The sequence below is a fragment of the Stenotrophomonas sp. G4 genome (genome assembly GCF_003428825.1).
Lineage (GTDB): Bacteria > Pseudomonadota > Gammaproteobacteria > Xanthomonadales > Xanthomonadaceae > Stenotrophomonas > Stenotrophomonas indicatrix.
In genome coordinates this window covers 3,106,601-3,125,099 of sequence record NZ_CP031741.1, presented here as the reverse complement: position 1 = coordinate 3,125,099, position 18,499 = coordinate 3,106,601, and the positions used below count along the sequence as shown (strand labels likewise).

General features: G+C 64.3%; 16 protein-coding genes and 1 pseudogene. 8 read left to right on the top strand and 9 right to left on the bottom strand.

What is annotated here, in order from left to right:
* Positions 1–183 precede the first annotated feature (183 nt).
* Together D0Y85_RS14515 and D0Y85_RS14510 are read right to left on the bottom strand one after the other, a co-directional pair.
* Positions 184–2,991 carry a TonB-dependent receptor gene (locus D0Y85_RS14515; protein WP_117310946.1) on the bottom strand — a complete coding sequence of 936 codons (2,808 nt, stop codon included), beginning with the start codon at positions 2,989–2,991 and terminating at the stop codon, positions 184–186.
* Between the two features lie 396 nt (positions 2,992–3,387).
* Positions 3,388–6,183, bottom strand: coding sequence for a TonB-dependent receptor (locus tag D0Y85_RS14510; RefSeq protein WP_117310945.1), 2,796 nt, complete (start codon positions 6,181–6,183; stop codon positions 3,388–3,390).
* Between the two features lie 216 nt (positions 6,184–6,399).
* Here D0Y85_RS14510 and apbC point away from each other — a divergent pair, with 216 nt between their 5' ends.
* Positions 6,400–7,254, top strand: a complete 855-nt coding sequence (apbC, locus tag D0Y85_RS14505; RefSeq protein ID WP_025876115.1) for an iron-sulfur cluster carrier protein ApbC — start codon at positions 6,400–6,402, stop codon at positions 7,252–7,254.
* 77 nt (positions 7,255–7,331) lie between these two features.
* Positions 7,332–7,898 carry a dCTP deaminase gene (dcd, locus tag D0Y85_RS14500; protein WP_025876117.1) on the top strand — a complete coding sequence of 189 codons (567 nt, stop codon included), beginning with the start codon at positions 7,332–7,334 and terminating at the stop codon, positions 7,896–7,898.
* Between the two features lie 98 nt (positions 7,899–7,996).
* Here the strand turns inward: dcd and D0Y85_RS20615 are convergent, their stop codons facing one another.
* The 3 genes from D0Y85_RS20615 to D0Y85_RS14490 are packed head-to-tail and all read right to left on the bottom strand — an operon-like array spanning position 7,997 to position 9,270.
* Entirely contained in the window at positions 7,997–8,164 is a 168-nt protein-coding gene (locus tag D0Y85_RS20615; RefSeq protein ID WP_025876120.1) for a DUF5668 domain-containing protein, read from the bottom strand.
* Between the two features lie 15 nt (positions 8,165–8,179).
* The gene (locus D0Y85_RS14495) at positions 8,180–8,602 is read right to left on the bottom strand and encodes an HIT family protein (protein WP_049447711.1); all 423 of its coding nucleotides are present in this window, start codon (positions 8,600–8,602) and stop codon (positions 8,180–8,182) included.
* A complete protein-coding gene (locus D0Y85_RS14490; protein ID WP_117310944.1) occupies positions 8,599–9,270 on the bottom strand; it encodes a dienelactone hydrolase family protein in 672 nt (223 codons plus the stop codon). The genes D0Y85_RS14495 and D0Y85_RS14490 overlap by 4 nt, the downstream gene beginning before the upstream one ends.
* A gap of 4 nt (positions 9,271–9,274) precedes the next feature.
* Here D0Y85_RS14490 and D0Y85_RS14485 point away from each other — a divergent pair, with 4 nt between their 5' ends.
* The 4 genes from D0Y85_RS14485 (at position 9,275) to D0Y85_RS14475 (ending at position 12,654) form a co-directional block, all read left to right on the top strand.
* Entirely contained in the window at positions 9,275–9,604 is a 330-nt protein-coding gene (locus D0Y85_RS14485) for a hypothetical protein (protein ID WP_162887679.1), read from the top strand.
* The gene (locus tag D0Y85_RS20610; RefSeq protein ID WP_162887678.1) at positions 9,594–10,298 is read left to right on the top strand and encodes a hypothetical protein; all 705 of its coding nucleotides are present in this window, start codon (positions 9,594–9,596) and stop codon (positions 10,296–10,298) included. Before D0Y85_RS14485 ends, D0Y85_RS20610 begins: the two co-directional genes overlap by 11 nt.
* 179 nt (positions 10,299–10,477) lie before the next feature.
* The gene (gene rimO, locus D0Y85_RS14480; RefSeq protein WP_117310942.1) at positions 10,478–11,839 is read left to right on the top strand and encodes a 30S ribosomal protein S12 methylthiotransferase RimO; all 1,362 of its coding nucleotides are present in this window, start codon (positions 10,478–10,480) and stop codon (positions 11,837–11,839) included.
* Positions 11,836–12,654 carry a DUF3025 domain-containing protein gene (locus tag D0Y85_RS14475; protein ID WP_117310941.1) on the top strand — a complete coding sequence of 273 codons (819 nt, stop codon included), beginning with the start codon at positions 11,836–11,838 and terminating at the stop codon, positions 12,652–12,654. The genes rimO and D0Y85_RS14475 overlap by 4 nt, the downstream gene beginning before the upstream one ends.
* Before the next feature lie 43 nt (positions 12,655–12,697).
* Here the strand turns inward: D0Y85_RS14475 and greB are convergent, their stop codons facing one another.
* Together greB and D0Y85_RS14465 are read right to left on the bottom strand one after the other, a co-directional pair.
* Positions 12,698–13,213, bottom strand: coding sequence for a transcription elongation factor GreB (gene greB, locus D0Y85_RS14470; protein ID WP_117310940.1), 516 nt, complete (start codon positions 13,211–13,213; stop codon positions 12,698–12,700).
* Positions 13,214–13,290: 77 nt separating this feature from the next.
* A complete protein-coding gene (locus D0Y85_RS14465; RefSeq protein ID WP_117310939.1) occupies positions 13,291–14,796 on the bottom strand; it encodes a helicase HerA-like domain-containing protein in 1,506 nt (501 codons plus the stop codon).
* Positions 14,797–14,918: 122 nt separating this feature from the next.
* On the opposite strand from D0Y85_RS14465, the pseudogene D0Y85_RS14460 reads away from it, so the two are divergent.
* Both D0Y85_RS14460 and D0Y85_RS14455 read left to right on the top strand, forming a co-directional pair.
* Positions 14,919–16,528 (top strand): annotated as a pseudogene (locus D0Y85_RS14460) (transglycosylase SLT domain-containing protein).
* 23 nt (positions 16,529–16,551) lie between these two features.
* Complete coding sequence (locus tag D0Y85_RS14455) at positions 16,552–16,899, top strand: ribonuclease E inhibitor RraB (RefSeq protein WP_025876137.1); 348 nt, start codon at positions 16,552–16,554, stop codon at positions 16,897–16,899.
* A 92-nt stretch (positions 16,900–16,991) separates the two neighbouring features.
* Here D0Y85_RS14455 and asd read toward each other — a convergent pair whose 3' ends face one another.
* Both asd and D0Y85_RS14445 read right to left on the bottom strand, forming a co-directional pair.
* Entirely contained in the window at positions 16,992–17,834 is an 843-nt protein-coding gene (gene asd, locus D0Y85_RS14450) for an archaetidylserine decarboxylase (protein ID WP_025876139.1), read from the bottom strand.
* Positions 17,831–18,481: an SCO family protein gene (locus D0Y85_RS14445; RefSeq protein ID WP_025876141.1), complete on the bottom strand. Its 651-nt coding sequence runs from the start codon at positions 18,479–18,481 to the stop codon at positions 17,831–17,833. Before D0Y85_RS14445 ends, asd begins: the two co-directional genes overlap by 4 nt.
* Between the last annotated feature and the right edge of the window lie 18 nt (positions 18,482–18,499).

Here is an 18,499-nt window from a genome sequence, read left to right as displayed (position 1 = left end):
GCGTTGCAGAACAGAATTGATCGAAGCCAATGTTTCGTATGTAGATCAAAGGCTTGCTGGCTTTGCGGTTGCTTATTCTGATGGTTTAATTTATGAGACGATTTTTGATGTTTTGTCTCAATTGAGGGGAATGAAAAAGGCCCCGCCGAAGCGGGGCCTTTCCGGGCAGAGCGGGTGCGGCGCTTACTTCGCGCCGAACTCGTACTTGGCCTGCACGTACACGGCACGGCCGTAAGGGTTGTAGATGCTGCTGTTATACGGTGCGCCGATGTTGCCGGCGTAGCTGTGGGCCTGGCCGTCGGGCATCTTGTTGAACACGTTGTTGACCATCATCGACAGCGTCAGGTTATCCATCGCCTGGTAGTTCACGCTCAGGTTGTAGGTGGTGTACGAGCCCCACTTGCCGGCCTCGTAACCGGATGGATGAACGTAGTCGTAGCCCTTGCCCAGATACGCCATGCGGTTGGGGGTCTTGCCGATGTAGTTGAAGTACACGGTGGTGGTCCACTTGTCCTTCGCCCAGCCCACCGCACCGTCGGCACGCACCTTGGCGTACTGGTCGTAGTTCCACATCGCGTACGGGTCACGCAGCAGGTCCAGATAGTCGTCGCCCGGCTGCGGCTGCAGCTCGCGCTTGATCATGTTGGTGTAGTTGCTGGAGAACTGCAGCGCACCGAAGCGGCCGATGTCCTGCACGTACTTGAAGCTGGCCGTCACCGCCTGCAGGTTCTGGCTGGCGATGTTCATCTTCGGCGTGTAGATCTGGTCAAGCTTGCCTGCGCCATCACGGGTGATCCAGTCGCTCACGTTCTGGCAGCTGGCCGAGGTGTTGTTGGTCTGGCCGTTGCGGCAGTAATACTCGGCCAGCAGCAACTGGTCGGAACTGAGGGTGTTGACCTCGTTCTTGATCTTCCAGTTGTAGTAGTCCACCGACACCGACAGATTGTTGATGGGCGCCCACACGATACCGGCGTTCCAGACGTCGGCGGTGATCGCTTCCAGCTCGGGGTTGCCCGACTGCTCACCGAACACCGATTCGTTGGCATACGGGCAGCCAACCGTGTCGCTGGGGTTGAAGCCGAGCTGGCCACAGCGGTAGTAGTCCACCGAACCGTTGGCGTAGTAGCCGCTGCGGCCCTGGAACGCGTCGGACAGGCTGGGCGCGCGGAAGGCGGTGCCGTACTTGCCGCGGAACAGCAGGCTTTCAATGGGGCGGAATTCCACGCCGATGCTGTAGGTCGATTTGTCGACGGTCTTGTCGGCGATCTTGAACGCGTCGTAGCGGCCCGAGGCGGTCACGGTCAACGACTCCAGCAGCGGCATGCGCAGTTCGCTGGTCAGCGCGTAATTGCTGCGATGGCCGGCGCCGGCCACCGAGGTGGTGCCCCAGACGCTGCCATCAAGCAGGCGCTGGTCGGGGGTATAGGACCAGCCTTCGCTGCCGGCTTCTGCCACCACGGCCAGGCCGGCATCGCCACCGGGCAGCTTGAACAGCGAACCGTTGGTGATCTGCGCGCGGCCCAGGTTCTGCCAGGTGCGGCTCTTGTTGTAGGTGAAGCCGGTGAAGGTCTGGAAATCACCGGCCGGCAGCGGCGAATAGAATGCGCCCCAGTTCGGGTTGTAGATGTTGTAGCCGTCGTCGGTGACGCCCAGCACCGGGCCCAGCACGCGGTCTTCGAAGTAGCTGTCGATCTCGTTGGCCCAGCGCGCGAAGCTGCGCTCGGTCAGCTTGTATTCGCCACGGCTGAAGCTGGCGCTGTAATCCCAGTTGCCGAAGTTGCCACGACCGCCCAGTGTGACCTGGTAGGCCTTGTTGCGATCGGTGCTCATGATGTCGCGGTAACCGGCGGGGCTGATGTCCTCCGGCGCGAACGCGCGCTGCAGGTTCATGTATTCGCCACTGGCCTGGTCGACGAATGCACCGAAACCGACATCGCTGCCCCAGAATGCGTAGCCCGAACCGGCGTTGTACTGCACTTCTTCCAGGCTGTAGAGCGCGTCTGCGAACAGCTGGAAGTTGTCGTTGACATCAAAGGACATCGACGAATAGATCTGGCTGCTCTCCTTGCCGTTCTTCAGCGTCTTGTAGCCGGCGCTGAAGGGCGAACCACAGGATTCACCGACGGCACGCGTGCCGAGCACGGTGGTGCCGCCAAACTGGCCGGCCACGTTGGCGCAACGGCTCGGGTCCATCATCACGTAGGCGTTCTGCTGGTCCGGCAGGTAGACCAGGAAGTCGTTGGGGGGGACCTGCGGGGTATAGCCCTTGGTGTTGTTCTGCTTGGTCAGGTCGCGCTGGTAACCCCAGATCGGGCTGCTCTTCTCGTACTGCACGTTGACCAGTGCGTGGAAGCGGTCATCAAAGGCGTTGAAGCCATGCGCGCCGCTGACGCGGAAATCGTTGCCGCCACCCTCGGTGTAGGCGCCGCCGCGCACGTTCAGCACGCCGCCGTCCATGCGGTCCTTGAGGATGATGTTGACCACGCCGGCGATTGCATCCGAGCCGTACAGCGACGACTGGCCGCCGGGCAGGATCTCGATGCGCTCGACGATGTCGATCGGGATGCCGCTGAGGTTGTTGAAGGTATCGCTGCCGTTGTAGAGGGCGGGGTAGGACAGCATCGGCCGTCCGTTGATCAGGTACTTGGTGTAGCTCGGGCTGAGGCCGAACATGCCCGAGGCTTCGGCGCCCTGGGTGAACGAAGCGGAGGTCTGGCCGCCCTGCAGGCCGCCGGTGGTCAACGAGTTCTGCTGCAGCACCTCGGCAACGCTGGTGAAGCCACGGGTCTGGATGTCCTCGGCGGTGACGGTCAGGACCGGCGTGTGGTTCTCGATCTGCGTCTGCGGGATCAGCGAGCCGGTGACGGTCACGCGTCCAAGATCGGTGGGAGTGTTGTCCTGGGCGAGCGCGATCGCGCTGCTGCTGGCCAGGATCAGGCCGCTGAGGACGGCGCGGGTGAGCGGGTGACGCGGGAAGCCATTGCGAGACATGCGGTACTCCGTGTGGTCGTGAGAAACGCGTTTTCCCTTTCCTGGGAACTCATGGATGGTTCAGCAGCCTGTGGACACAGAAAGGCGGCGTTTTTCGAACGTAACACACGCTTAACTTGTTTTTCGCGGGCTTGTCGCGCTCTCGCAATGGTTCGTTGGGAGTTAATAAAAATTTCTTTAAAAACAATGTATTGCAATATCGGTACGAATTTGCCGAGTTTGGCTTAATGAATATCTAGTAAATGTTCGGATATTTAACAATCGAGATGCTCCTGCGGTGATCGCCGCACATGCCTCGCCAAAAAAAGTTCTTCTCCCTCAGATGGGAGAAGAACCAAAAAAAAGGCCCCGCCGAAGCGGGGCCTGGTCCGGAATCAAACCCGGAAAACGACGGGATTACTTGCCGAAGTCGTACTTGATCTGAGCCGAGATCTGGCGGCCGTAGACGCTGTAGAAGCCGTCATTGAACGGCGCTGCCTCGTTGCCCGGGTAGTTGTAGCGCTGGCCTTCCGGCAGCTTGTTGAACACGTTGTTGACCATCAGCGACAGGGTCAGATCATCCTGCGCCTGGTAGTTCAGGCTCATGTTGTAGGTGGTGTACGAACCCCACTTGCCGGCCTTGGCGCCGGAGGAGTGGACGTAGTCATAGCTGCGGCCGGTGTAGGCCAAGTAGTTCGGGGTGCTGCCGACGTAGTTGGCATACACGGTGGTGGTGAACTTGCCGATGTTCCAGCCGACCGACAGGTCGCCACGGACCTTGGCGAAGTTGTCGTAGTACCACATGTTGTACGGATCGCTCAGCAGATCCAGCTTCTGTGCTCCCGGCAGCGGAGTCACTTCACGCTTCAGCATGTTGGTGTAGTTGCCCGAGAACTGCAGCGAACCGAAGCGGCCCATGTCCTGCAGGTACTTGGCGCTGACCGTCACCGCTTCCAGGTTCTGGCTGGCAACGTTGAGCTTGGGCGTGTACACGCGGGTCAGGTTGCCGCCGGCATCGCGGCTCACCCAGTCGGTTACGTTCTGGCAGCTGGCCGAGGTGTTGTTCGGCAGACCGTTGTGGCACTGGTACTCGGCCAGCAGCAACTGGTCGGTGCTGAGGGTCTTGACCTCGTTCTTGATCTTCCAGTTGTAGTAGTCGGCCGACAGCGAGAAATTGCTGACCGGAGCCCACACCACGCCTGCGCTCCACACGTCGGCGGTGATGGGCTTCAGTTCCGGGTTGCCGGACTTTTCGCTGTACACCGAGGTGGTCTTGTAGAACGAGCAGGCTTCGTCGCGCAGGGCATAGCCCAGCTGGCTGCAACGGTAGTAGTCGTTCTGGCCCGAAGCGTAGGAACCGCTCATGCCCTGGTAGGCATCTGACAGGGTCGGCGCGCGGAAGGCGGTGCCGTACTTGCCGCGGAACAGCAGGCTTTCGATCGGACGGAATTCCAGGCCGACGCTGTAGGTGGCCTTGTCGACGGTGCCGTCGCCGATCTTGAACGCGTCATAGCGGCCCGAGGCGCTGACGGTCAGGGTTTCCAGCACCGGCATGCGCAGTTCGCTGGTCACCGCGTAGTTGCTGCGATGGCCTGCGCCGGCCACGGCAGTGGTGCCCCACACGTTGCCATCGATGAACGCCTGGTCCGGCGAGTAGTCCCAACCTTCGCTGCCGCCTTCAATGACGACGGCCAGGCCGGCGTCGCCGCCCGGCAGCTGGAACAGCGAACCGTTGGTCACCTGTGCACGTGCCAGGTTCTGCCAGGTCTTGCTGCGGTGGGTGCCGTAGCCGGTGAAGCTGGCGAACTGGTCCGGGGTGATCGGCGAGTAGAATGCGGCGTAGTTGGGGTTGTAGATGCCGAAGCCATCGGCGGTGGTGCCCAGGCGCGGGCCCAGCACGGTCTGGCCGAAGAAGTTCTCGATCTTGTCCTTCCAGCGCACGAAGCGGTTCTGGTCAAGACGGTACTCACCGCGGGTGAAGCTGGCGCTGTAGTCCCAATCGCCGACCATGCCCTTGCCGCCCAGGGTGACCTGGTAGGAACGGCTCTCATCGGAGTTCAGGATGTTGTCGTAGTGGCCGGGGCCGATTTCTTCCGGTGCGAAAGCGCGCTGCAGGTTGACGACCTTGCCCAGGCCCTGGTCGTAGAAGCCGCCCATGACCGACTTGGTGCCCCACCACAGGGCGCTGGAGCCGGAGGTGAACTCGGTCTTTTCCTTGCTGTACAGCACGTCGGCGAACAGCTGGAAGTTGTCGTTCACGTCGAAGGTCATCGACGAGTAGAACTGGCCACTGTCCTTGCCGTTCTTCAGGGTCTTGTAGCCGGCGCTGTACACCGAACCGCAGGACTCGCCGGAGGCGCGCTTGCCGACGGTGGTGGTGCCGTCATACAGGCCAGCCACGTTGCCGCAGCGGGTCGGGTCCATCATGTACAGCTTGTTGTCCGAGTTGCCGATCACGGCAAAGTCGTTGGACGGCAGCTGCGCGGTGTAGCCGACCGGGTTGTTCTGCTTGGTGATGTCGCGCTGGAAGCCCCAGATCGGGCTGCTGTTTTCCAGCTGCACGTTGACCAGTGCATGGAAGCGGTCATCGAAGGCGTTGAAGCCCTTGGCGGCGCTGAAGCGGATGTTGTTGCCACCACCTTCGGTGTAGGTGCCGCCGCGGACGGTCACGGTACCGCCGTCCATGCGTTCCTTCAGGATGATGTTGACCACGCCGGCGATCGCGTCCGAGCCGTAAAGCGAGGACTGGCCACCCGGCAGCACTTCGATGCGCTCGACGATGTCGATCGGAATGCCGCTGATGTTGTTGAAGGTCTCGCTACCGTTGTACAGCGCCGGATACGACAGCATCGGGCGGCCGTTGATCAGGTACTTGGTGTAGCCAGGGTTCAAGCCGAACATGCCGGCTGCTTCGGCACCCTGGGTGAAGGCGCCCGAGGTCTGGCCGCCCTGCAGGCCGCCGGTGGTCAGCGAGGACTGCTGCAGCACTTCGGCAACGCTGCTGAAGCCGCGGGTCTGGATGTCTTCGGCGGAGATCGACATCACCGGGGTCTGGGTTTCAACCTGGGTCTGCGGGATCAGCGAGCCGGTGACGGTGATCTTGTCCAGGTTGGTGGCCTTGTCCTGGGCCATTGCCGGCGAGGCGGCAACCAGGGCGGAGATCAAGGCGACAGCGAGGGTGTTGCGACGTGCGGAATTGCGAAGGTCTTTCATGTAGTTCCGTTCAAAGAGCAAATACAAGTACGGCACTGCGCATGCGCCATCGAGCGTGCTGCAACAACCAGCCGCGGAGCCCAAAACCAGTGCTCAGCGAACGTAACATGAACTTAACAATCTGTGCACGAATCTGTAGCAATCCTGAATTTCAGTCAGCGTACGTCCAGCTAGTATGATGTTGGGTTCTTCTTGTCGATCCACCCGGAGCCCGCAGTGAACAGTTCTTCCCGTCGTCCGCATGCCAGCCAGGTGCAGAAGGGACTGGCGCCGCATGCGCGCATCCGCAACGTGATCGCGGTGGGCTCGGGAAAGGGTGGGGTGGGCAAGTCGACCACGGCGGTCAACCTGGCCGTCGCACTGCAGCAGCTGGGTGCGCGCGTCGGCGTGCTTGATGCCGATATCTACGGCCCCAGCGTGCCGGCGATGCTCGGCCTGTCCGGTCGCCCGGAAAGCCCGGACAACAAGAGCATCGAGCCGATGCGGGCCTTCGGCGTGGACACCATGTCGATCGGTTATCTGGTCGAGGACGAAACGCCGCTGATCATGCGCGCACCGCGCGCGACGGCGGCGCTGACCCAGCTGTTCGAAGACACGCTGTGGGACGATCTGGACTATCTGCTGATCGATCTGCCGCCGGGCACCGGCGACATCCAGCTGACCCTGGTGCAGAAGATCCCGCTGGCCGGCGCGGTGATCGTCACCACGCCGCAGGACATCGCTACGCTGGATGCGAAGAAGGCGCTGAAGATGTTCGAGAAGGTCGAGGTGCCGGTGCTGGGCGTGGTCGAAAACATGGCCGTGCATACCTGCAGCAACTGCGGGCATGTGGAGCACCTGTTCGGCGAGGGTGGTGGCGAGCGCATGGCGGCGCAGTACGGCGTGCCGCTGCTGGGGTCGCTGCCGCTGCAGATCGGCATCCGCGAGCAGGGCGATGCCGGTACCCCGATCACCGCCGCGCAGCCGGAATCGGCGGCGGCCCAGGCCTACCACCGTGCCGCCCAGCGTCTGGTCGAGGAAGTGGGCAAGCGCCCGCGCGCTTCGATCCCGATCCTGTCCTCGCTGCTGTAAGGGCCCGCTGGGGGCTGCGGCGGCGACGCCCGGCCCCCTGCTAGAATCCTCGCGCCCCCTCGCACCCAGGACAGAGCATGAGCATCAAGAGTGACCGTTGGATCCGCCGGATGTCCGAACAGCACGGCATGATCGAGCCGTATGAGGCCGGGCAGGTCAAACAGGCCAACGGCGAGCGCATCGTCAGCTACGGCACTTCCAGCTACGGCTACGACGTGCGCTGCTCGCGCGAGTTCAAGGTGTTCACCAACATCAACTCGACGATCGTGGACCCCAAGCATTTCGATCCGGGCAGCTTCGTCGATATCGTCGGTGACGAGTGCATCATTCCGCCCAACAGCTTCGCGCTGGCGCGCACGGTCGAGTATTTCCGCATCCCGCGCGACACCCTGGTGGTGTGCCTGGGCAAGAGCACCTATGCGCGCTGCGGCATCATCGTCAACGTGACCCCGCTGGAGCCGGAGTGGGAAGGCCATGTGACCCTGGAATTCAGCAACACCACGCCGCTGCCGGCGCGCATCTACGCCAACGAAGGCGTGGCGCAGATGCTGTTCTTCCAATCCGATGAAGTGTGCGAGACCTCGTACAAGGACCGCGGCGGCAAGTACCAGGGCCAGACCGGCGTGACCTTGCCGCGCACCTGACTGCCTTCGTCAGCGCGTATTGGTAGCGCCGGGCCATGCCCGGCGTTTCCGTTTGTGGGGCCGCGCGCTGCGTTCGCCGGGCATGGCCCGGCGCTACCTTATTTGCCGCGACCGAACAGGATCGCGATGCCTACGGCGACCAGGCCGAGTGGCCACCAGGTCAGCAGCAGGCGCGACAGGTTCAGGTTGGTCCAGCCCAGGTTGCTGGCCAGCATGAACAGGCCGATCAGGATCAGCAGGATGGCGGCAACGATATTGAATCGCATCGGGTCGGCACTGGCTCAGGAATGGGCCGGATATCCTAGCCGTTCCTTCCAGTAGGCGACATGCTGGTCCAGCGCGGCCGGCTCATAGCGGTGCGCCGGGCCGCTGCCCCAGACCGGGCCGGGCCATGCCGGATCGCCGTCATGACGTCCGATGACGTGGAAGTGCAGCTGTCGCACGATGTTGCCCAGCGCGCCGATGTTGATCTTCTCCACCCCGTCGGAGCCCTTCAATGCCTTGCAGGCGCGGTTGAGCTCGGTGCGCAGCTTGTCCTGCTGTTCACCGTCCAGCTCGATCCATTCGGTGACCCCGGCCAGGCGCGGGACCAGCACCAGCCAGGGGAATCGTTCGTCGTTCATCAGTCGCACTTGCGACAACGGGCCTTCGGCCACCAGCACGCTATCGGTGGCCAGGCGTGAATCGAGTTCGAAATCGCTCATCCAAGATGCTCCGAGAAGAAGTCCAGGGTGCGTTGCAGCGCCAGGGCGGCGCTGTCTGGATCATACGCATGTCCGACCTCGCGGTTGAAGGCATGGTCGGCCGGATACACGTAGGTCGCCATCTGCGGCAGCTTCTCACGGTGCGCCTGGACCGCCTCCGGCGGGATGCTCTTGTCCTGCGCGCCGAAGTGGAACATCACCGGGGCCTTGGGCGCTTCATCCAGGAACTGCACGTTGCGCGCGCCGTAGTAGCTCACCGAGGGCAGGCCCAGGCGCAGCGCGGACAGCAGGGCGACACTGCCGCCCCAGCAGTAGCCGACCGTGCCGACCTTGCCATGCGGTGCCAGCCGGGTTGCCGCAGCGCGGACCACTTCCAGTGCCTTTTCCATGCCCAGCGCGGTGACCCGTTCCAGCCCATCCTTCACGCCCTCGGGGCTGTAGGGCAGGGCATCCGGGTCGGCCTCGGGGCCGTCGACCAGGTCGAAGAACGACGGCGCCAGCACTGCGTAGCCCTGGGCCGCGAAGCGTTCGGCGACGCTGCGGATGTGCGGGTTGGCGCCGAAGATCTCCTGCACCACCACCAGCGCGCCGCGGGGTTTGCCCTCGGGCAGCGCCTGCCAGGCACGGACCGGGCCGTAATGCGTATCCAGGGTGATCCATTCGGACATCGGGGTGTACCTCGTTGCAGGGGCCAGGCCTGCATTGTCGGTGCTGGGCGGGTTAGCGCGATGTCAGCGGCTGTGCGGGATCGGGCGGCTGGGTGTTCAGGGCGGGCGCATGGTCGCCATGTCAGTTGCGTGGGCTCCGGATTTTCTGACTGCAGAATCGGCTGCCTCTGACGATGATTTCATTAAAGCATCCGGTGGGATGGAAAAGGTCAACGAATATGATTTTGGCTGGCTTTATGGGCGGTGGCGCCGCCGGGAGGCGCAGGGGCTGTTTCAGGTCGGTGTTCTATATTTTCTTCGGATCATGGATGGGAACTATTTTGATGAATACTAAACGGATTATTGGGGGAGTTTGGATGGCTGCTCTCGCACTGGCGTCTGCTTCAGCGCACGCGAGTGACAGGTCCTATACGGATCATGAGCTGGCGTCACGTGATGGAAAGAAGTGGATAACAAGGACTGCTGCTCTGACCGACTTCGATGGAGGTCAGGTTGTTGTCGAGTTGCGGTTGTTTGAAGATGGCAAGGGCGGGCTTGTCTATCGGTATGACGATCAAACCGAGGCTACCAAGCTCTATCATCAGGCGTCCTGTGAGGAAACCGGCGCTGAAGTCAGGCGCGGTGATACGGTTCTTGGGGGTGAGTCTGTGGCCGCGTGGTCATGCGTGGGGGCTGCTGACAAGCAGGCGGAGTCAGAGAAATCGACGGAGAGAACGGATGCGCCGCGAGCGGCCTATTACGTGCATGCTTTGGCGCCCAGCGGCAGCGCGCCTTTGGGGGTCAACTTCCACTCGGTAGGAATTGCCCGTTATCAAAGTTCCATTGCAGGGGAGTCCAATGGCAATGTCTCCATTGACAATGGTCGTTGTACTGCATCTGCTGTCGATCATCATACCGGCCCATTTGTTGGTAGCTACGAGCTCAAGGTGGTTTGTATTGGCACTCAGCGCGGACTGCTCAATACCTCCATGTCAGCATGTATTCCGAGGGTATGTTCGACAGATGTCGGGGCCGTGGACGTGATTTAAGGTGTCCTGCGGGAGTTGACGGAGGCATTTCAAGGGCTGGGCGGGCCGGGGGAGGGCGATTCAGTTCCACCCACCAAGACCATCCGCCAACCCCGGTATACTGGCGCCCTTTCAGGCCCCGGCCCCCAGGTCCCCCTGCCATGCCGGCAGGGCCCAGGCCCCCAGAGTCCCGCGATTCCATGTCCCAGCTGAACCCCAAAGTCGGCTTCGTCAGCCTTGGCTGCCCGAAGGCCCTCGTCGATTCCGAGCGCATCCTCACCCAGCTGCGGTCGGAAGGCTACGACATCGTCCCGTCCTACGATTCGGCCGACGTGGTGGTGGTCAACACCTGTGGCTTCATCGATTCGGCGGTGACCGAATCGCTGGACGCCATCGGCGAGGCGATGAACCAGAACGGCAAGGTCATCGTCACCGGCTGCCTGGGCAAGCGCCCGGAGCAGATCCGCGAGGCATACCCGAACGTGCTGGCGGTGTCCGGGCCGCAGGATTACCAGAGCGTGATGGAAGCGGTGCATGCGGCGCTGCCGCCCAAGCACGACCCGTTCGTGGATCTGGTACCGGACTACGGCATCAAGCTGACCCCGCGCCACTACGCATACCTGAAGATTTCCGAAGGCTGCAACCACCACTGCAGCTTCTGCATCATTCCGTCGATGCGCGGCAAGCTGGTCTCGCGTCCCGTGGACGAGGTGCTGCGCGAAGCCGAGCGCCTGGTGCGCGGCGGTGTGCGCGAACTGCTGGTGGTTTCGCAGGACACCTCTGCCTACGGCGTGGATGTGAAGTACGCCGAGAAGATGTGGCGCGACAAGGCCTACCAGACCCGCCTGAAGGCACTGTGCGAAGGCCTGTCCGAACTGGATGCGTGGGTGCGCATGCACTACGTCTATCCGTATCCGCACGTCGATGACGTGGTGCCGCTGATGGCCGAGAACCGGATCCTGCCGTACCTGGACATCCCGTTCCAGCACGCCAGCCCGCGCATCCTGCGCCTGATGAAGCGCCCCGGCGCGGTCGAGAAGACCCTGGAGCGGGTGCAGAACTGGCGCCGCATCGCACCGGACATCACCGTGCGTTCGACCTTCATCGTCGGTTTCCCGGGCGAGACCGAGGCCGAGTTCGAAGAGCTGCTGTCCTTCCTGGACGAAGCGCAGCTGGACCGCGTCGGTGCGTTCGCCTACTCGCCGGTGGAGGGCGCTACGGCCAACAGCCTGCCGGACCCGGTGCCGGAAGAAGTGAAGCAGGAACGACTGGCGCGCTTCATGGAGAAGCAGGCGCAGATTTCGGCTTCGCGCCTGGAAGCCAAGATCGGCACGGTGCAGCAATGCCTGGTCGATGCCATCGAAGGCGATATCGCGGTGGCCCGTTCCAAGGCCGATGCGCCGGAGATCGACGGCCTGGTGCATATCCAGAACGCAGACCAGGTGGCGTTGCGCGTGGGTGAGTTCGTCGACGTGGAAATCACCGAGAGCGACGAGCACGATCTCTACGGCGACGCACTGCCGCCGACCACGCGCCCGGCATTCGACCTCAAGGTGCTGTGACCGGGGCGGAGGCTGCTGATGGCGGCCCCCGCCGCTTCGTGCCACCGCTGCGTGCGGCGGTGGGCAGGGCTGCGTTCGATCATCCGTTGTTTGCCGGTATCGCCGGGTTCGGTGATCTGCTGACGGCAGCGGACTGGCCACGCGTGGTCGACCTGGACGCGCGCCTGGCGTTGCCGGGGAAACGCTTTGTTGAACAGGATGCGGCGTTGCTGGCCGACGGCCTGCACTACGAAACGCGCATTGCCGAAGGGCGCATCGCAACCCGCGCGGGCAACTGGCACGACCTGTTCAACGCCCTGGTCTGGGCACGCTACCTGCCGATCAAGTGCGCACTCAACGCGCAGCAATGCCGGCACATCGAGGGCAGGGCCGCAGGACAGCGCAACCGCGCGCAGGCCGCGCTGACCCAGTTCGACGAAACCGGCGTGGTGGTGCGTGTGCGTGACCCGGCGTTGCTTGCAGCCTGGGATGCTCACCAGTGGCGCGTGCTGTTCGAACCGATCCATTGGCAGTCAGGACGGATCGCCATCGCCGCGGTATTCGGTCATGCCTTGATGGAACAGGCGCTGCTGCCGGGCCGGCTGCTGGTCGGCAAATGCGTGGTGCTGCAGGGCGATGACGATGCGGGCTGCATCGACACGGTCGCGCGCGCCATCGAGGAGGGCAGGGTGCTGCTCGATCCCTTGGAACTGCGCCCGCTGCCATTGGCGGGTATTCCCGGCTGGCACACCGACCAGGCGCCAGCCTTTTACGCGAACGACGACTACTTCCGCCCGCTGCGCGAAGGGCGCCGCTATCCGCCGCCGCTTGTGTAGAACCGAACCCATGCCCGGCCGAGCGCCGCTGCCCGCCACAGGCTCAGCCGTTGGCCGCAGCCTCGTACTCCACGCCGATCACCGCAAAGGTGTGGTTGCCACTGGGCAGTTCCACTGAAAACTCATCATCCAGGCGCTTCTTCAACAAGGCCCGCGCCAACGGCGAATCGATGCTGATCCAGCCCAGCCCCGCATCGGTTTCATCCGGCCCGACGATGCGGTAGCGGCTGGTCTGCCCGCTGTCCACGTTCTCCAGTTCCACCCACGCACCGAAGAACACCGCTTGCGGATCGGTTGGCGTGGTGTCGACCACGCGCAGTGATTCCAGGCGCTTGGTCAGGTAGCGCACGCGACGATCGATCTCGCCCAGCTGCTTCTTGCGGTAGGTGTATTCGGCATTCTCCGAGCGATCGCCTTCGGCCGCGGCTGCTGCCAGCGCCTTGACCACTTCCGGTCGACGCACCCGCCACAACTCATCCAGCTCGGCCTTCAAACGTGCATGGCCGGCGGCGGTGATCAGCGCGGTGCTCTTTTCTGCGGGGGGGCGCCAACGCGACATGTAATGCGGCTTCTCGTGCGGAATGAAACAACCACGGCGCGCCGTCGCCGGCGCGCCGCAAAGGAACTGCGTGGCTCTCAGCGCTTGCCGCCGAAGATGCCACCGAGGATGCCGCGCACGATCTGGTTGCCCAGCTTGGTGCCGACCGTACGCGTGGTCTGCTTGGCCATCGTCTCGATCATGCCCTGGCGGCGCTTGGTACCGAAAATGGCGTCCTTGATCGACTGCCCGAAACCGCCTTCCTGCGCCTCGTCCTGTTCACGGCTGCGCGCGGCCGGCGCATCGGCCTTCTCGACGGCCTTCTGCGCGCGCTGGGCCAGCAGTTCGGCTGCCGATTCGCGGTTGACGGCAGTGTCGTAGCGCGTGCCGACCGGGCTGCCGGCACGCACCTGCGTACGTTCGGTGTCGGTGACCGGTCCCATGCGGCAGCGGGGTGGTGCGATCATCGTCTGCTGCACCGGCATCGGCACGCCCTTGTCCTGCAGCGTGGAGACCAGCGCTTCGCCGGTACCGAGCTGGCTGAGCACCTTCACCACATCCAGCTTCGGGTTCGGCACGAAGGTCTCAGCGGCGGTCTTCACCGCCTTCTGGTCGCGCGGGGTGAATGCGCGTAGCGCGTGCTGTACACGGTTGCCGAGCTGGCCAAGGATGTTGGCCGGCACGTCGTCCGGGAACTGCGAGCAGAAGTACACGCCAACGCCCTTGGAACGGATCAGCCGCACCACTTGCTCGATGCGCTGTACCAGAGCGGGCGGTGCATCGTCGAACAGCAGGTGTGCTTCGTCGAAAATGAAGACCAGCTTCGGCTTGTCGAGGTCGCCCACTTCGGGCAGCTGCTCGAACAGCTCCGACAACAGCCATAGCAGGAAGGTGGAGTACAGCTTGGGCTTGAGCACCAGCTGGTCGGCGGCAAGGATGCCGATGACACCGCGGCCGTCATGGTTGACCCGCATGATGTCGGCCAGTTCCAGCGCCGGTTCGCCGAAGAAATGCTCGCCGCCGTCCTGCGCCAGCCGCAGCAGGGCGCGCTGGATGGCGGCCACCGACTGCGCACTGACCAGGCCGTACTCGGTGGAGATGTCCTTGCGCTCCTCGGCCACCAGGCCGAGCAGGGCGCGCAGGTCGTCCATGTCCAGCAGCAGCAGGCCGCGGTCGTCGGCCAGCTTGAATACGATGTCGAGCACGCCGGCCTGGGTGTCGTTCAATTCCAGGATGCGGGCCAGCAGGGTCGGACCCATCTCGCTCACGGTGGTGCGCACCGGGTGGCCGAGCTTGCCGTACAGGTCCCAGAACACGGTGGGGCTGGCGGCCGGGGCATAGTCGCTCACGCCGATCTCGGCCGCGCGCTTGAGCAGGTTCTCGGCGCCGGTGCCCGGCACGGCCAAGCCGGAGACATCGCCCTTCACATCGGCCAGGAACACCGGTACCCCGATCCGCGAGAAGCCCTCGGCCAGGGTCATCAGGGTCACGGTCTTGCCGGTGCCGGTGGCGCCGGCGACCAGCCCATGGCGGTTGCCGAGTTTCGGCAGCAGGGTGACAGCCACATCGTCGGTGATGCCTTTGCCGAGCAGAATCGGATCCATGGTCCAGCCCTTGTGATGAATGTGCCAATGTTAACCGCCGACGGTGACGGGCCGAAGGTCGGCTTGCCCCGACCTTGGCAGCGCCGCTACTCTGCCTGCCTGTTTCATACACAGTGCCACCAATGCCCGTTCCTGTCCTGATTTCCCGCACCTGGCCGCTGCTGGCCCTGGCTGGCCTGGTTTCCCTGGCACCGGAGGCCCACGCACAGCGGGTTTCGGCCCGGGACAAGGTGAAGGTGGATGCCCTGCAGCAGCGCATGACTGCAGCCGAGAAACGCTACAGCGATGCCGTTCTGCTGGTGGCCAACGCCGATCCGAAGGGGCGCAACGAGGCCGATGCCGCGCTGGAGGACATGGAAGATGTCATCAGCGAATGCGTGAAGCAGAAGGGCTGCCAGATGAGCAACATGCTGGCGACCTACAAGCGCCTGCTCAAGCACGATGCCGATGCCGCCACCGATGATGACGTGGCCGATGAAGCCGGCGACCGCCTGGAGGCCGACCCGGACCATGTCGGCCCGCTGGCTGCCGACGTGCCCGAGGCGGCCCGCGCAGCGGCGCTGCTGAACGACAAGCGCCATGCCTTCGACAACATGGTCGAGTACAACCCCGCGGTGCAGGCCGGCATCCGCCGCTGGCTGACCGACATGCGCCCGGCGCTGATGACCACCTACGAGAACTACCAGAACCTGCGCGCGGTGATGTGGCCGGAATGGGAGAAGCGCGGCCTGCCCGAGGCGCTGCTGTTCGGCATCATGGCCAAGGAATCCAACGGTCGCGTGCATGCGTCCTCGCGTGCGGGCGCCGCGGGCCTGATGCAGTTCATGCCGGCCACCGGCCGCCGCTTCGGCCTGGGCCCGGACGGTACCGGTTTCGATACCCGCTTCGATGCGCGCAGCGCCGCTGAAGCCAGCGCGACGTACCTCAACGAGCGGATGCGTGAGCTCAACAACAACGTCGAACTGTCGCTGGCCGGCTACAACGGCGGTGAGGGCCGCGCAGCGCGCGTCTACAAGCAGTACCCGGGCCAGAGCTTCTGGGTGGACAGCGTCTACAACCAGTTCCCGGGCGAAACCAAGGACTACGTGCCGATGGTGATCGCCGCGTCCTGGATCTTCCTGCACCCCCAGCAGTACGGCGTGGAGTTCCCGAAGATCAACGCGCAGCCGGCCACCATCCGCCTGGCCCGCTCGACCACGATCTACGAACTGACCATCTGCCTGGGCAGCCATGGCACCCGCGATGGCTACATGCGCGCATTGCGCAACCTCAACCCGCGCTATGAGGCCGATGGCTGGATTCCGGCAGGCACCCTCATCAACGCCACCAACCGCATCGCCGGCCTGTACGCGCGCAACTGCGTCAGCGGCCCGCGTGCCGATCTGGCCCGTACCCTGATCACCGCCGACCTCAATGCCGCGATCGTGCGCCCGAGCGTCGCCAGCTACACCGGCAGCGTGGCCGTGGGCGGGGTGGTGCCGGTGGTCGATCCCAATGCCGCCAGCAGCGTGCCGACCACGCCTGCCGCGCCGGTGGCTGCGCCGCGCCCGGCGCCGGCCCCCGCGCCAAGCCGGCCCGCAGCTACAAGGTCGGCAAGGGCGAGACCCTGGGCCGGATTGCCGCGAAGTTCCAGTGCGATGTGCCGGTGCTGGCCCGCGCCAATGGCCTCAAGGCCCCCGGCTACAGCCTGCGCCACGGCCAGGTGCTGAAGCTGCAGGGCTGCGACAAATAATCTCTCCGCACCCTGGATATCGCATGGACCTCGAAGACACCCGCAACCTGTTCACCAACCTCCGCGAGAACACCGATTGGGACCTGGATGCTCCGCTGCTGTGGGGGTACTTCTTCGTGCACTCCACCGCCGAGCCGCTGCACGCACTGGCCACCCACCTGCAGGCGCAGGGGTATGTGCTGGTGGAAGTGTTCGAGCAGGAGCCGGAAGACGGTGAGGCTGCATTCCACGTGCTGCATGTGGAGCGCGTGGAAGTGCACGACGAAACCTCGCTGGACAAGCGCAACCAGGAACTGAGCGCGCTGGCCACGCAGATGGGCGTGGAAGACTACGACGGCATGGACGTCGGCCCGGCGCCGACCCTGCAATAACGCCCGCATCCGGTAGTGCCGGCCGCTGGCCGGCAACGCTCGATGCGTTGGATCAACGGAGATGCCGGCCAGCGGCCGGCACTACCGCAGGATCAGCGCAGCTTGGCCAGTGCCTGGCCCAGCTGTACCGGATGCTCGGCATCCAGGTGCGGGGCGAATTCGGCCACGCCCGGCGGCAGCAGCACGATCACGGTCGAGCCGTAATTGAAGCGCGCCATCTCTTCGAAGCGCTGCAGGGTGATGCCGCGGCCCCGGTAATCCTTGCGGGTGATGCGGTCGCCGTAATGCGGAATCTCTTCGCCGCTCCATACCGTCTCCACGCCCGACACCAGCAGCGCACCGACCATCACGCTGACCATCGGGCCGAAGCTGGTGTCGAAGTGGCAGACCAGGCGCTCGTTGCGTGCGAACAGGCCAGGCACGTTGTTCACCGCGGCCGGGCCGACGCTGAACAGACGGCCGGGCACATGCACGGTTTCGCGCAGGGTGCCGGTCCACGGCATGTGCACGCGGTGGTAGTCGCGCGGCGACAGGTACACCGTGGCATACAGGCCCTCGTTGAACGGCTTGGCGTCCTCGGCGCTGCCCAGCAGCTCGGCGGCGGTGAACGACTGCCCCTTGGCCTGGAAGATGCGTCCGGCGTCGATCTTTCCTAGCTGGCTGATGCGGCCATCGGCCGGCATCACCAGGCTGCGCGGATCGGCATCGGCCACGCGCGCGCCGGGTTTCAATGCGCGGGTGAAGAACTGGTTGAAGGTCGGGTAGCTGCGCGGGTCCGGATTGGCCGCTTCATCCAGGTTGACGTTGAACTTGCGGGTGACCGTGTCGATCAGCCAGCGCGATACGCGCGGGTTGTCCGAGTACGCCAGCGAACGCGCCATCGAGGACAGCAGGCGGTGGGGCAGGACGTACGTCAGGGCGGTGGTCAGACTCATGGGGCGGATTTCTCGGTCAGCTTCTGCAGGTCGCGGGCGATCGCCGGCGCATTGAACGGGGGCCGCACCAGGCCGGCGAGCCGGCCCTGCGGATCGAGCACGGCCAGGCTGGCGGAGTGCTCGAGGGTGTAATCCTCGGGATTCTCGTCGAAGTGCTTGCCCGGCACCTTCTGGAACACGAAGCCCAGCGAGGTGGCAAAGCGCTCCAGCGAGGGGATGTCGGCGGTCGCCGCCAGGGTGTCCTTGTGGAAGCCATGGGCGTACTCGCCCAGGCGCGTGGCGGTGTCGCGCTCCGGGTCGACCGAGACGAACAGCACGCGCGGGCGCAGGCCGTCGGGCAGGGCTTCCCACTGGTTCTGCGCGCCGGCCAGCTCGGCCAGAGTGGTCGGGCAGACGTCCGGGCAGAACGTGAAGCCGAGGAACACCAGGGTCCAGTGGCCCTTCAGTTCGCCGGGAATCAGGCGCGTGCCGTCGGACTGGGCCAGGTTGTAGTCGGGCAGGGCGCGTGGCTGCGGGTACAGGGTGATCGCTTCGGTGGCCGGCTGCCCGGCCGGCGGCTTCGGCGCGAACACCTGCTGGGCGGCGAGCAGGCCAAGGCCCGCCGCCAGGGCGATCAGCAGGATGATGCCGACGTTGCGATTGAACATGGGATTCCGCCGCAGGAA

Coding starts and splice junctions, on each gene's coding strand:
- D0Y85_RS14515 (WP_117310946.1), bottom strand. CDS start 2,991: ATGTCTCGCAATGGCTTCCCGCGTCACCCGCTCACCCGCGCCGTCCTC.
- D0Y85_RS14510 (WP_117310945.1), bottom strand. CDS start 6,183: ATGAAAGACCTTCGCAATTCCGCACGTCGCAACACCCTCGCTGTCGCC.
- dcd (WP_025876117.1), top strand. CDS start 7,332: ATGAGCATCAAGAGTGACCGTTGGATCCGCCGGATGTCCGAACAGCAC.
- D0Y85_RS20615 (WP_025876120.1), bottom strand. CDS start 8,164: ATGCGATTCAATATCGTTGCCGCCATCCTGCTGATCCTGATCGGCCTG.
- D0Y85_RS14495 (WP_049447711.1), bottom strand. CDS start 8,602: ATGAGCGATTTCGAACTCGATTCACGCCTGGCCACCGATAGCGTGCTG.
- D0Y85_RS14490 (WP_117310944.1), bottom strand. CDS start 9,270: ATGTCCGAATGGATCACCCTGGATACGCATTACGGCCCGGTCCGTGCC.
- D0Y85_RS20610 (WP_162887678.1), top strand. CDS start 9,594: ATGAATACTAAACGGATTATTGGGGGAGTTTGGATGGCTGCTCTCGCA.
- rimO (WP_117310942.1), top strand. CDS start 10,478: ATGTCCCAGCTGAACCCCAAAGTCGGCTTCGTCAGCCTTGGCTGCCCG.
- greB (WP_117310940.1), bottom strand. CDS start 13,213: ATGTCGCGTTGGCGCCCCCCCGCAGAAAAGAGCACCGCGCTGATCACC.
- D0Y85_RS14465 (WP_117310939.1), bottom strand. CDS start 14,796: ATGGATCCGATTCTGCTCGGCAAAGGCATCACCGACGATGTGGCTGTC.
- D0Y85_RS14455 (WP_025876137.1), top strand. CDS start 16,552: ATGGACCTCGAAGACACCCGCAACCTGTTCACCAACCTCCGCGAGAAC.
- asd (WP_025876139.1), bottom strand. CDS start 17,834: ATGAGTCTGACCACCGCCCTGACGTACGTCCTGCCCCACCGCCTGCTG.
- D0Y85_RS14445 (WP_025876141.1), bottom strand. CDS start 18,481: ATGTTCAATCGCAACGTCGGCATCATCCTGCTGATCGCCCTGGCGGCG.